General features: G+C 57.7%; 14 protein-coding genes. 7 read left to right on the top strand and 7 right to left on the bottom strand.

The annotated features are described in order from the left end of the window. Positions 1–4: 4 nt before the first annotated feature. The 7 genes from tgt to KGL31_02820 form a co-directional block, all read right to left on the bottom strand. The gene (gene tgt, locus KGL31_02850) at positions 5–1132 is read right to left on the bottom strand and encodes a tRNA guanosine(34) transglycosylase Tgt (GenBank protein ID MDE2320846.1); all 1128 of its coding nucleotides are present in this window, start codon (positions 1130–1132) and stop codon (positions 5–7) included. A gap of 89 nt (positions 1133–1221) precedes the next feature. Beyond that, positions 1222–2340, bottom strand: a complete 1119-nt coding sequence (gene queA / locus KGL31_02845) for a tRNA preQ1(34) S-adenosylmethionine ribosyltransferase-isomerase QueA (GenBank protein ID MDE2320845.1) — start codon at positions 2338–2340, stop codon at positions 1222–1224. 34 nt (positions 2341–2374) lie between these two features. Continuing rightward, entirely contained in the window at positions 2375–2590 is a 216-nt protein-coding gene (locus KGL31_02840; GenBank protein ID MDE2320844.1) for a DUF2905 domain-containing protein, read from the bottom strand. 44 nt (positions 2591–2634) lie between these two features. After that, positions 2635–3648 (bottom strand): Holliday junction branch migration DNA helicase RuvB, encoded by a 1014-nt coding sequence (gene ruvB / locus KGL31_02835; GenBank protein MDE2320843.1) that lies wholly within the window; start codon positions 3646–3648, stop codon positions 2635–2637. A gap of 38 nt (positions 3649–3686) precedes the next feature. Next, positions 3687–4313: a Holliday junction branch migration protein RuvA gene (gene ruvA / locus KGL31_02830; GenBank protein MDE2320842.1), complete on the bottom strand. Its 627-nt coding sequence runs from the start codon at positions 4311–4313 to the stop codon at positions 3687–3689. Then, on the bottom strand, positions 4310–4810 hold the full coding sequence (gene ruvC, locus KGL31_02825; protein ID MDE2320841.1) for a crossover junction endodeoxyribonuclease RuvC: 501 nt from the start codon (positions 4808–4810) through the stop codon (positions 4310–4312). The genes ruvA and ruvC overlap by 4 nt, the downstream gene beginning before the upstream one ends. Before the next feature lie 57 nt (positions 4811–4867). After that, positions 4868–5617, bottom strand: coding sequence for a YebC/PmpR family DNA-binding transcriptional regulator (locus tag KGL31_02820; protein ID MDE2320840.1), 750 nt, complete (start codon positions 5615–5617; stop codon positions 4868–4870). 867 nt (positions 5618–6484) lie between these two features. Here KGL31_02820 and KGL31_02815 point away from each other — a divergent pair. The 7 genes from KGL31_02815 (at position 6485) to KGL31_02785 (ending at position 12911) form a co-directional block, all read left to right on the top strand. Further along, positions 6485–7090, top strand: a complete 606-nt coding sequence (locus KGL31_02815) for a TetR family transcriptional regulator C-terminal domain-containing protein (GenBank protein ID MDE2320839.1) — start codon at positions 6485–6487, stop codon at positions 7088–7090. Positions 7091–7242: 152 nt separating this feature from the next. Further along, entirely contained in the window at positions 7243–7512 is a 270-nt protein-coding gene (locus KGL31_02810; protein MDE2320838.1) for a hypothetical protein, read from the top strand. 87 nt (positions 7513–7599) lie between these two features. Then, positions 7600–8562 (top strand): quinolinate synthase NadA, encoded by a 963-nt coding sequence (gene nadA, locus KGL31_02805; protein ID MDE2320837.1) that lies wholly within the window; start codon positions 7600–7602, stop codon positions 8560–8562. A 21-nt stretch (positions 8563–8583) separates the two neighbouring features. Continuing rightward, a complete protein-coding gene (gene nadC / locus KGL31_02800) occupies positions 8584–9447 on the top strand; it encodes a carboxylating nicotinate-nucleotide diphosphorylase (GenBank protein ID MDE2320836.1) in 864 nt (287 codons plus the stop codon). After that, positions 9444–10997 (top strand): L-aspartate oxidase, encoded by a 1554-nt coding sequence (gene nadB / locus KGL31_02795; protein ID MDE2320835.1) that lies wholly within the window; start codon positions 9444–9446, stop codon positions 10995–10997. The genes nadC and nadB overlap by 4 nt, the downstream gene beginning before the upstream one ends. 75 nt (positions 10998–11072) lie before the next feature. Next, the gene (locus tag KGL31_02790; protein ID MDE2320834.1) at positions 11073–12104 is read left to right on the top strand and encodes a zinc-binding dehydrogenase; all 1032 of its coding nucleotides are present in this window, start codon (positions 11073–11075) and stop codon (positions 12102–12104) included. A gap of 51 nt (positions 12105–12155) precedes the next feature. Continuing rightward, a complete protein-coding gene (locus KGL31_02785) occupies positions 12156–12911 on the top strand; it encodes a glycerophosphodiester phosphodiesterase (protein ID MDE2320833.1) in 756 nt (251 codons plus the stop codon). Positions 12912–13030 lie beyond the last annotated feature (119 nt).

Raw genomic sequence — 13030 nt, 5'->3', positions numbered from 1 at the left:
TCTGTTATGCTACAGTTTCGTCGCGATTCAGCGCGTCACTCCTCTCAAGAAACCTTGTCCGGAGTGCGGCAAGGCTCCCATCTTCGATAGCCTGGCGGATCTGCTGCATAAGCGCAACATAGAAATGAAGGTTGTGAAGCGTGTTCAAGTGCAGTCCAAGGATCTCGCCAGCCACAAAGAGATGCCGGAGATAGGCGCGGGAGAAGTGCCGACAGGTGTAACAATCACAGGCGGGATCGGGCGGCCTCTCGTCTGCCGCATACACCGCCCCCTTGATATTGATTCGACCCTGGCTGGTGAACAGGCTTCCGGTCCTGCCGTGCCGGGTGGGCATTACGCAGTCGAACATGTCTACCCCCCGCATCACGCTTTCTACGAGATCCTCAGGCGTTCCGACCCCCATCAGGTAGCGAGGCCGATCGGCGGGTAGGAGCGGCGCAGTATAAGCGACGGTCTCATACATTACAGCTTTCGGCTCGCCGACAGCGAGGCCGCCTAACGCATAGCCGTCAAAGCCGATCTGTTGCAGGGCTGTGGCCGCCTGTTCCCGCAGCGCCTTGTCGGTCCCTCCCTGTAGAATACCGAACAGCGCCGATTGCCCATCGGGATGAGCCGCCCGAGACCGTTCTGCCCACTTGAGCGTCAGCTCCAGTGATCGCTGAAGATACTCGGTGGTCGAGGGATAGGGGGCGCACTCGTCAAGCGGCATGATGATATCCGCCCCGAGGGATTCTTGGACTTCGATGGCGAGCTCCGGCGAAAGAAAGTGAAGTGATCCGTCAAGATGAGACCGAAAGCTTACCCCCTTTTCCGAGATCCGGCGTAATGGGGCCAGGCTATAGACCTGAAACCCCCCACTATCGGTGAGGATCGAGCCGGGCCACGCCATGAAACGGTGCAAACCGCCCAACTCCTTAATGAGTCGGTGGCCGGGACGCAGGTAGAGGTGGTACGTGTTACACAGAGCTAACTGTACCCCGTCAGCCTGAAGCTCATGGGGTGTGAGCGCCTTGACTGCGCCTCCCGTCCCGCAGGGCATGAACACAGGGGTCTCCACGGTGCCGTGGGGTGTCCTCAGCCGCCCCCGCCGTGCGCCTGTTGCAGCATCGATCTTCAATAACTCGAAGGTCACAAGCTTTCCTCTTCAGTGGTCAGCTTTCAGTTCTTGGCTCGATCAATACCCGCGGAGTACTGATTGCGGATTGCCGTCTGACCGCCTCATCACACAATCAACATCGCGTCGCCGTAGGAGTAGAAACGGTAGCGCCCGGCAATAGCCTCGCGATACGCAGCCAACATAGTCTCCCGACCTGCGAAGGCAGAGACCAGCATAAAGAGGGTAGAGCAAGGCAGATGAAAGTTAGTGATGAGGGCGTCGATACTCTTAAAACAATAGCCCGGGTAGATAAAGAGGTCTGCCAGGCCGGTCCCAGCCCGTATCTCGCCCAACGTTGCGGCATGCTCCAGAGTCCGGACGGTCGTCGTCCCCACCGCGATCACCCTCCGCCCCTCTCTCCTCGCGACCTTGACTGCCAGAGCCGTCTGCTCCGGAATGATATAGCGCTCCGGCTCCATCCGATGTTGTGCAATCTGCTGCACTCGAATAGGACGAAACGTACCGGAGCCGACAAAGAGGGTAATCGGGGTCACGGTGACACCCTGCTGCATGAGCGTCTCAATCAGTTCCGGCGTAAAGTGGAGGCCGGCCGTGGGCGCCGCGATGGCCCCTTCATGTTTGGCGTATACCGTCTGGTACCGCTCGTGATCCAGCTCTGCACCCCAAATCCCCCCGTACCCCCCTTTTGTAAAGGGGGAGTGGGGGGATTTTGTACCCTGTCTTTTGATGTACGGCGGAACCGGCATCTGACCGAAGCGCCACAGGAGGTCGGGAAGTCTTCCGTCATAGACGAGCTTGAGCAGGTGGCGCCCCTCACCGCGTTTCTCTATCACCTCGGCCATGATCGTACCATTAGCCAAGGTAATGCGGTCGCCGGCCCGAACCTGCTTGGATGGCTTGATTAAGGCCTCCCAACAGTCTGTCCCAGTACGGCTTGAGCCGGGATCGGCGTCAACCTCACACAGGAGCAACGCCTCGATAAGATACCGCCGCTCGGATCGACCGAAGAGCCTGGCGGGGATCACCTTCGCTTCATTGACGATCAACAGGTCTCCCGGAACGAGATATTCCGGGAGATCGCGGAAGATCCGATCCTGCAGGGCGCCCGTGCTCCGATCCAGGACCAGGAGCCGCGAGCGATCGCGCTCGGGAGCGGGCGTCTGGGCAATCAGCTCGGGGGGCAGGGTGTAGTCAAAATCGGCTGTCCGAAGCGAAATAGGCACAGGTGGTGTCAGCTCCTGGCGGTATCGTCGCCGCTCACCGGCGGCGAAAGAGCGAAAAGAGTATGGTCAGGAGGATACTCAAGAGTATTGAGGTCGTGAGCGGAAAATAGAATGAGAAGTTTTTGCGTTGGATATAGATGTCGCCTGGGAGCTTCCCGATGAAAGGGACCTTACCGATGAACAGAAGGAGTCCCCCTATGGCGGCCAGAACGAGACCGAACAGGATCAACATCCTGGCGAGTGAATCCAGCCCCTGCACTGCTCCTCCGCCTCCAGCGATGTCGAGCGCCCCCGTTACCCGTGCCATAACTCGCCCTGCACCTCGGCCGGGCGGGGGAGCTTGAAGTGATCAAAAGCCAGGCGAGTCACGGTGCGGCCCCTTGGAGTCCTGGCTAGAAACCCTTGCTGGATCAGAAACGGCTCGTACACGTCTTCGATGGTATCTTTTTCCTCTCCCACAGCGACTGCGATCGTCTCGATTCCTACCGGCCCGCCGGCAAACTTTTCGATGATGGTATGCAGGATCCGCCGATCCATCTCGTCGAAACCGTTAGTATCGACCTCGAGCCGTTCCAGCGCGCTCTGCGCGACTTCACGAGTGATGACGCCATCCCCCAGCACCTGGGCGAAGTCCCTGACACGCCGCAGCAGACGATTGGCAACGCGGGGCGTTCCACGGGAGCGCCGCGCGATTTCCCACGCGCCGTCCTCCATGATCGACACCCCCAGGATCTGTGCCGATCGCAGGACGATCCGAAAGAGGTCGGTCTCATCGTAAAAGTCCAGGCGCTGGACTACACCGAACCGGTTGAACAAAGGCGAGGCCAGAAGTCCGGCGCGAGTCGTGGCTCCGATCAAGGTGAAACGCGGCAGTTTCAGCCGGTAGGTCTGCGCGCTCGGTCCTTGACCGATGATCAGGTCCAACCGGTAATCTTCCATTGCCGGGTAGAGGGTCTCTTCGACCAGAGGATTCAGCCGGTGGATCTCGTCGATGAACAGCACATCCTGTTCTCTGAGGCTGGAGAGGATTGCCGCCAGGTCTTTCTGTCGTTCGATCACCGGTCCGGAGGTAACCCGGATGCTCACCCCCATCTCCGAGGCGATCATAAAGGCGAGAGAGGTCTTGCCAAGTCCCGGCGGGCCGTAGAAAAGCAGGTGGTCCAGGGGCTCCCTTCGCGCTTTGGCCCCCTGTACGAAGACCTGGAGGTTCGCCTTGACCTTTTCCTGGCCAATGTAGTCATCCCAGGCTTTTGGGCGCAGGCTTTGTTCGAGCTCCTGATCCTCGTCCTGAAGCTGCCGATTCGCCACCCGTTCTCGCCCGCTCTCCTGCTTCTGTTTCGCCGATGTCATAGCCGCTTCCCCGTTCCTTCGGAGAGATGTTTCAGCGCCTGCTTGACGAACTGTTCAAAGTCCGCCCCGTCGCCAACGGCGTGATGCGCCGCGTCTGCCGCCGCCGAGGCCTCTTTGCGGCTGCAGCCCAGATTCAGCAGCGCGGAGACGACATCCTCGATGGTCCGATCTCGTTCCGGGCTCGGCTGGTGGGCAACCACGACTCGACCCGCGCGAGGAACCCCCAGCACCTTGTCCTTCAATTCCAGGATGATCCGCTCGGCCGTTTTCCGACCCACTCCTGGAATCGCCTTGAGCCTTGCAATATCGCCCTCCAGGATGGCCGGGATAAACTCCTCCACCGCAATTCCTGACAGGATATTGGCTGCGAGGCGAGGCCCGATCCCGGACACTCCCGTCAGCAACTCGAACGTTATCTTCTCTTCGAGAGCATGAAACCCGTACAGTTGGATGGCATCCTCGCGGACATGCGTGTACACACGAAGGCACACCTCCTGTTGGATCTCCGGGAGCTGATAGTACGTCGAAAGAGGGATAAAGACCTGGTAGCCGACCCCGTTCACATCAACCACAATCTGCCCTGGATCCTTGGACACCAACAGCCCGCGGAGCGCTGCGATCACCGTTCTCTGCCTCTCGTGAGATGCAGGAGTCGGGCCGAATGGTGATGACAAATGGCCACGGCCAGCGCATCGGCGGCGTCGGTCGAACAGACCGGCGCTTCGAGCCCAAGGAGCGATTCGACCATCTGCTGGACCTGGCGTTTGCCCGCAGCGCCATACCCGGTTACCGCGCTTTTCACCTGCAGCGGGGTGTATTCCGCGATGGCAAGTCCGCTCTGTGCGGCAGCCAGAATCGCGACCCCTCTCGCCTGGCCTAGCTTGAACGCGCTTTGTACATTTTTCGCGAAGATGAGACTTTCGATTGCTGCCCACTCCGGCTGATAATAACGGATCAACTCGGCCAGGCGGCTGAAGATCTGTTGCAGGCGGGAAGGAAAGGGGTCGGCAGACGTGGTGATGATGCTGCCGTATTCGACGGCTCGCAAGATACCATCACTGCGAGCCACTATCCCGTAGCCGGTCGCGCTGGCCCCTGGATCAACCCCTAAGACCAGCACAGCAGTTCCGTCGTCATCATCGGGCGATCCAATGGTTCGACAGAGCACACCACAGGCCTAGCCGGTTACTGCCGCCATGATCTCTTCGGGGATGTCGAAGTTCGCGTACACATTCTGGACGTCATCATGCTCTTCAAGTGTTTCCATCAACTGGAGCATCTGCTGCGCCTGCTTCCCGTCCAGCCTGACAGTGCTCTGTGGAAGCATGGTCACCTCCCCCTCGGTGATCTCGATCTTTCCTTTTGTCAGGGACTCCTTAACCCGCTCCAGGTCTCGTGGCGCGGTGATTACCTCGAAGATGTCATCCGACCGCCGAACATCCTCGGCACCCGCCTCCAGCGCAACGCCCAGCAGCCGATCCTCATCGGCAGCGGCCGCTTCTACTTGAATCAGCCCCTTCTTTTCAAACATCCACGCCACGCATCCCGATTCTCCCAGGTTGCCCCCGTATTTCGAAAACGCCTTACGGATCTCCGGGGCGGTTCGGTTCTTATTATCGGTCACGACCTCCAGCAAGACGGCGACGCCTCCTGGCCCGTACCCCTCATAGATATACTCCTCGTAGGAGGTGCCAGGCAGCTCACCCGTCCCCTTCAGGATGCCTCGCTGGATGTTGTCCTGGGGCATATTGACAGCCTTGGCCTTTTCGATCGCCAATCGAAGGCGAGGATTGCCATCCGGGTCGCCGCCACCCACCCTGGCAGCTACGGTGATCTCGCGAATAATCTTGGTAAAGGTTCGGCCCCGCTGGGCATCCACCTTCGCCTTCTTGTGTTTGATGCCCGCCCACTTAGAATGGCCAGACATAGTTTCACCTCCTTACTGTAAGGCGAAAATAGCACAATAACTCGAAGATTGTAAAGAAGAATCAGCCGGAAGACCTGCCCTCCAAGTCATCGTGGGCTCGCACCGTAAATCGTTCGGAGGCGAAGAGTTCTACGAAGGCTGTCAAGGAGTTCACGCAGAACTTCTTAGACTTAACCGCACCTATCTGGCCAAGCTCGTTCGGTTGCTCCGGAGGGGGATCGAGCCTGGCCGAAAAAGGCCACTCTTGATGCAGCTGACTAGTTATCCTCCGTGTAACCCTCTTGATTTTTCTAGTACCCCATTAGGTACTTTTTTCTGATGCGTCTTTGTAGCCCAGCAGATTTCACCTCTTCGCCAAATCTCGCCTCAGGCAAATAAATCAATAAGATTACGTCTGATTCTTCGTTGTATAACAGGCGCAGCCGCCAAGATGTGATGTGGCACGCTTGTTGCTTACTATAAGCTGTGTAAACCGGGTAAGAAACAGTACCCGGATTCGAACCAAGGAGTCAGAGTGGTTTTGAAAAACAGCACACTGTCATTGACTTTCCTATGGTCGTTGGTGGCGGTTACTGCAATTCGCCGCACGAAAGAGGCGCATCATCGCAGGATCGTTCAGCTGGCGACCATTGCCCCAACACGGCCCACTGGGGTCTAAGGGAGTAGAGAGGGGGCCTCCGCTACCCCCCAGAGGCCCCCTCTCTACTCCATCCTTTTCAGCATCTGCTGACTTTCCCTCTCTAATAAGTGTCAGCGGTAGGTCGGGTACTCGCCCTGCTGGCCTGAACTCAATTCTTTCTTGACTGATGTAGCCCATTTGGGCTAGAGTTTTAATGTACTAACCGGTCGGTTTGTTTGAGGGGAATCATGGCCAATACTAAAGAGCACATTATCGAGGTCGCAGCTCGTCTGATCCATCTCAGGGGTTTTAACCATACGAGTATTGGGGAGATCTTAAAGGAGAGTGGGGTCGGGAAAGGGAATTTTTATTACTATTTTAGAAGTAAAGAAGAGCTGGGCTATGCCATCGTTAAGGATAACTTCAGGCGGTTTTCAGAAGAGGTGACGGGTAAAGCCTTCGGAAATAATAGAGATGCTGTGACTCAACTGGATGATTTCCTGGATATACTTCTTGAAATACATCGAAGGCGAAACTGCGCCGGCGGATGCCGCTTAGGTAACATGGCTATGGAATTGAGTGATATCCACGAAGAATTTCGAAAGAAGTTTCAAGATGTGTTTGATGGCTGGAGTGTTCAGGTGGAAGGTGTTCTGCAAAAAGCCAAGGCGGGCGGACAGCTTACAGGTCATGCGGATCTTCAAGCGTTAGCCCAGTTCGTCATCGCTTCCGTCGAGGGAGCAATACTGCTCGCGAAGGTAAAAAAGGATATCAGTACCTTGGAACGCTGCCTTAAGGAGTTGAAAAAGTATGTCCGAATGTATGTTAATCGCAGATTGCCGCTTCCGGCTTAAACGAATACGCCGATCTCCACGTCATATTTTGCATAATGTTGTACAACCGAAGAAACTTGGGACAGTCGGTAGCCTCCTTCATGAGATAACAGCAGTTGCGCGATGTGGGTATATAGAACACGGACGATAGTTCATGCTACGAGGGTAAACAGATGGCAACCATCATCGAGTACACAAACCAAAAAAGGCCGACTAATAATTATCCTAAGCGGATTATTTCACCACTCACGCCGGGTCCATGCTGTTACTCTAAAATGGAGCAGATTGGGGTGGAACAGCACGAAGAAGGCTGGAGTTTCATTTATAAGCGTTGCAAGAAGTGCGGGTTTGCAGTCCGCCATGTGACGGCGCGGAACCCACAAATCCTCACGAAGAAGGGTTCTCGCTTCAATTACCAGGAGTTGGTTGGTTTCCACAACTAGAATGGTTCGAAACTTCCGCTCCGCATTGCACTCCATCTGTGTTATACTTTTTTACCAAGCGACAAATCGCACTCATGGAGTTGAGAGATGAAAGTGGGTGGGCTTGCAGAAGCAACTGAGGTGAGCGCTCTGCTTGATCTGGAAGAAGAGATCGAGCGGCTGAAAAAAGATTTACATGCGGTGGTGCTAGCGCATTACTACCAAGACTCTGAAATTCAGGATGTCGCTGATGTCATCGGCGATAGCCTGCAACTTTCCCAACAGGCCGCAAAGACAAGCGCTGAGGTGATCGTCTTCGCCGGCGTTCACTTTATGGCGGAGACCGCAAAGATCCTGAACCCCTCGAAGCAGGTGCTGCTCCCCGATTTACAGGCGGGTTGCTCGCTAGCGGAAGGATGCCCCGCGCCTCTCTTCGGACGCTTTCGGCAAAACTATCCGGACCACATCGTTATCAGCTATATCAATTGCACTGCTGAGATTAAAGCAATGAGCGATATCATCTGTACCTCGAGCAACGCAGAAAGGATCATCAACCAGATCCCGAAGGAGCAGCCGATTCTCTTTGCGCCCGATCAGAACTTGGGCCGCTATCTGATTAAAAAGACCGGCCGTAATCTGACATTGTGGCCCGGCACCTGTGTGGTGCACGAGACGTTCTCTGAGAAGAAGCTCGTACAGCTTATGCTGCACCATCCTCATGCCAAGGTGCTCGCCCATCCCGAGTGCGAAGCAGGCGTGCTTCAGCATGCCGACTACATCGGCTCAACGAGCGGACTCCTGAATTACGTGAAGCAGAGCGCTGACACGGAATTCATTATCGCGACCGAGCCCGGCATCATTCATCAGATGGAGAAGGCCTGCCTGGACAAGACATTTATTCCAGCCCCTCCGGATGGGGATTGCGCCTGCAACCAGTGCCCCCACATGCGGCTCAACACCATGGAGAAACTGTACCTGTGCATGAAGCACCGTGCGCCGGAAATTACGCTTGATGAAGAGCTGCGGCTTCGTGCCCTACGGCCGATCCAGCGTATGCTGGACATGAGTTAGAGCTGTCTCTCCTTTACCACCATGCCCCTATCCGTCGTTCGGATCAGCCGCCGAGAGGCCCTCAAGCGATTTCTTGAGGAAGACATCGGTCGGGGTGATGTGACGACCCTCGCGATTGTCCCGCCCGATCAAAAGGCAACCGGCCATTTTATCGCCAAAGCGCCTCTCGTGCTGGCTGGGATCGAGCTGGCGATCGAGGCCCTCACCCTTTTAGATCAAGGCGTAGTGGTTGAAAACCGGCATCGTGACGGTGATGAGCTCTGCGAAGGCGATAGGGCAGCATCCCTTCGAGGTCAGGCCAGGGCGCTGCTGACCGGCGAGCGTGTGGCTACAAACCTGCTTCAGCGGCTCTGCGGAATCGCCACGCTGACAAGACGGTTCGTCGAGGCTGTCCGCGGAACAGATGCAAAAATTCTCGACACACGAAAAACAACGCCAGGGCTGCGGGTATTTGAGAAGTATGCGGTCACCGTCGGCGGTGGGATCAATCACCGCTTTGGGCTTGATGACGCGATCTTGATCAAGGATAATCACATCAGGCTGGCCGGCGGTATCCGCGCAGCCACTGAAACAGCCCGGGAACATGAGAGCCGCTCGCACCGGTTTGAGGTGGAGGTCACCACACTCGACGAGCTGCAGGAAGCCCTTCGGTACGACCTTGATGCCGTCCTCCTCGATAACATGACTCCTGAGATGGTTCGACAGGCGGTGGCCTGCGTACGCGCTCACGAGCGCGGCAAGAAGATCGTGGTCGAGGCGTCAGGCGGCATGACCCTCGACAATGTTCGAGCATTCGCGGAGGCCGGCGCCGATTGGATCTCTATCGGAGCATTGACTCATGCCGCTCCGGCCGTTGACATGAGCTTTAAGATCTACCCCGCATGAAGACGGACATTCTGATCATCGGCAGCGGCCTCGCAGGATGTGCTGCGGCGCTGGCGGCGGCTAAACAGGGTATTGATGTCACGCTGCTCACGCGGTCACCTCACCCGGAGGAGAGCAGTACCTTCTGGGCCCAAGGCGGCATTATCTATCAAGGCGCGGATGACTCCCCTCGCAAGCTGGTAGCCGATATTCTCGCTGCCGGCGCCGGTCTGAGTTCGCCCGAAGCAGCGCTGCTGGTCAGTCGCGAAGGCCCACGGCTGGTAGAGGAGATCCTCATTGATGAGCTTGGGGTTCCGTTCGACGAGTCGTCGGAGAATTCGACCCGATGGGATCTGACTGCCGAGGCCGCGCATTCGCTTCCACGTATCCTGCATCATAAGGATCGGACCGGATCGGCGATCCAGCGCGCGTTCATCGAAAGAATGGCCCTTTATCCCGGGATCAAGCTGCTTTGTGCGACCACCGCCGTCGATCTGCTCACGATTTCTCACCATTCGGTCGAACCCCTGGATGTCTATAAGCCCCAGACATGCATCGGGGCGTACGCGCTGGACCAGGCAAGCGGCGAGATCTTTCCCATCCTCGCGAAGGAGACGATTCTGGCGACGGGCGGACTTGGCCGCGTCTTTCTGCATACTACGAATCCTGCCGGCGCCCGCGGTGATGGTATTGCGATGGCCTACCGGGCCGGCGCCCGTTGCATCAATATGCAGTACGTCCAGTTCCACCCTACCACGCTCTTCCATCCCAGCGGCCGGTTCCTCATCTCTGAAGCGATGCGAGGCGAAGGCGCCCGTCTGGTGGACGGCAAGGGCCGAGAATTCATGACCGATTATCACCCCGATGGATCGCTGGCACCGCGAGATATTGTCGCGCGCGGAATTCATCAGATGATGTTGGAATCAGGCGAGTCGTGCGCCTACCTCGACATCTCTCACAAGCCGACCAACGAGGTCCGCGAGCGATTTCCCGGAATTTATGCGCACTGTCTGAAGCGCGGAATCGACATGACCAAAGAGCCCATTCCCGTCGTCCCGGCCGCGCATTACAGTTGCGGCGGCGTAGCTGTTGATGAGTGGGGTCGATCGAATCTGCATCGCCTGCGCGCCGTTGGTGAGGTCGCCTGTTCTGGGTTGCACGGCGCGAATCGTCTGGCCAGTACGTCCCTGCTGGAATGTCTGGTGTGGGGAACCCGGGCCGGCGCTCAGGCCGCAGCGCTCATTGCAGGGAATGAGGAGTATTATTTTCCCCAGATTGCGCTCTGGCGGTATGAGCGCGAACCGGTTGATCCGGCGCTGATCGCTCAGGACTGGCTCAGCATTCAACAGACGATGTGGAACTACGTAGGACTCATTCGCAGTGCCAAACGGCTGAATCGAGCCCATGAAATTCTGCGAGAGCTGAGTCTTGAGATCTTGAGATTCTACGAGAAAGCTGAAGTGACCGACGCGATGGTTGGCCTGCGCAACGGTATTCAAACGGCGCTGGTTGTCCTGCTGGCAGCCATGGAATGCCGTATCAGCCGCGGCTGCCACTACCGGATCGACTAGGTTAACGCCTGTGACGGGTTTTAGGTTGCGAGGAAGACGCAGCATGACGCTGTTCAGTATCAGAGAGGCCATTCGATGAAAGCGGTGCGATTTCATGAGCACGGCGGACCTGAGGTTCTCAGGTACGAAGACGCCCCCGATCCCATCATCGCCCCCCATGAGGTGCTGGTAAAGGTCAAGGCATGCGCCCTGAATCACCTGGATCTCTGGTGCCGGAAAGGGATGCTGGGGATGCAGATTCCCCTCCCTCACATCTCCGGTTCCGATATCGCCGGTGAGGTGGCGGCAGTGGGAAGTATCGTGACCCACATCACACCCGGTCAACGAGTAGTTGTCTCACCTGGGGTGAGTTGTGGCCGGTGCGCCTGCTGCTTGTCGGGACGCGACAATCTCTGCCGCTCCTACGAAATCGTGGGCGGTTACCGGATCGACGGTGGATACGCGGAGTACGTGAAGGTTCCCGAGGTAAACATCCTGCCGATGCCTGACGGGATGAGCTTCGAGGCCGCGGCAGCGTTCCCGCTCACGTTTCTGACCGCCTGGAATATGCTCATCAATCTCGCGCACGTGAAAAGGGATGACGAGGTGCTGGTGATGGGGGCGGGAAGCGGGGTTGGAAGCGCCGCTATCCAAATCGCTAAGCTGTTCGGCGCTCGCGTCATTGCGGTCGCCGGCAACGACGAGAAGCTTGACAAGGCCAAGGAGCTAGGCGCTGACGACGGGATCAACTATGCCAGCCAGGATCTGGTCGCCGAGGTGCGGCGCCTTACGGCCAAGCGAGGAATCGACGTAATCTTCGAGCATGTGGGCGGCGCGGTTTTCGAGAAGCTGATTCCGGTTCTGGCCACCGGGGGCCGACTGGTCACCTGCGGCGCCACAGCAGGCCACCTGGCCCAGACCGACATTCGATACCTCTTCATGCGACAGGCATCGATTATGGGCGGCTTCATGGGTCCCAAGGCTGATCTGTTACACATCGTACGGGAGATAGCGCGCGGGACACTCAAACCGGTAGTAGATCGGATCTTCCCGCTCAAGGATGCCACAGCGGCGCAATGCGCGATGGAAGACCGCAAGCTGTTCGGCAAGCTGGTCCTGGCAGTCTAGTCACTATGGCAGACCGATAGCCGGATGGGACGTGAGATCAAGAGGAGGACCATGACGCTGAACGTCGCGCATCGAGGAGCCTCAGCGCTGGCGCCAGAGAATACGATGGCAGCCTTTGAAAAAGCGATCGACCTGGAAGCTGACGCCATCGAGCTGGACCTGCATGTCAGTCGCGATGACGAGCTGGTCGTTATTCACGATTATACGCTGGACCGAACCACCGATGGCCGGGGACCGGTCCATGCGCTGAGCCTCAAGGAGCTCAAGCGGCTGGATGCCGGTCGCTGGTTCGGTGAACGCTTTACCGGTCAACGGATCCCGACCCTCGCTGAGGTTCTCGATCGTTTCGGCGGACAGGTCCCGCTTGCGCTTGAAGTCAAGGCGGGGTCGGCCTTCTTTCGCGGCATCGAGGAGCGCGTAGTAGCGGTCCTGCGTGAGCATCAGGCTATTGAGCAGGTAGCCGTCGCGTCGTTCGACCATCATGCGCTCGTAAGACTGAAGGAGCTGGAGCCAAGCCTTCGGACAGCCGCCTTGCTCGTGGGACGGCCCATGTCGATGTCGACAGTAGCGCTCCCCAGCAAGGCAGACGCCATGGCTCTCGAGTGCAATCTTGTCACGAAAACAGAGATCGATGCCTGCCGCGCCGCCGGGCTTCAGCTTGTAGTGTGGGTAGTCAACGAGCCTGCTCGGATGCGCCACTTTATCGATCTGGGAGCCGACGGTATCATCACTGATAGACCCGACCTGCTGCGTCGTGCCCTGGCTGAGCGCGGCCAGCCCCGCCCAACGCTGCCGCGCTGGAAGTAAGCGGTCGCTTCAGGCCGGCCTCAGCGGCCTCGATTGAGGATAGTCATGGCCTTCGGCTCAACACCCAACGATCCGAACCGGACCGCCTGGCCGTTTATTCTCCTGATCGGTGCGATTGT

Source organism: Candidatus Methylomirabilota bacterium (assembly GCA_028870115.1).
GTDB lineage: Bacteria > Methylomirabilota > Methylomirabilia > Methylomirabilales > Methylomirabilaceae > Methylomirabilis.
The sequence above is the reverse complement of the archived record's forward strand: the minus strand, read 5'-3'. Positions and strand labels throughout refer to the sequence as shown.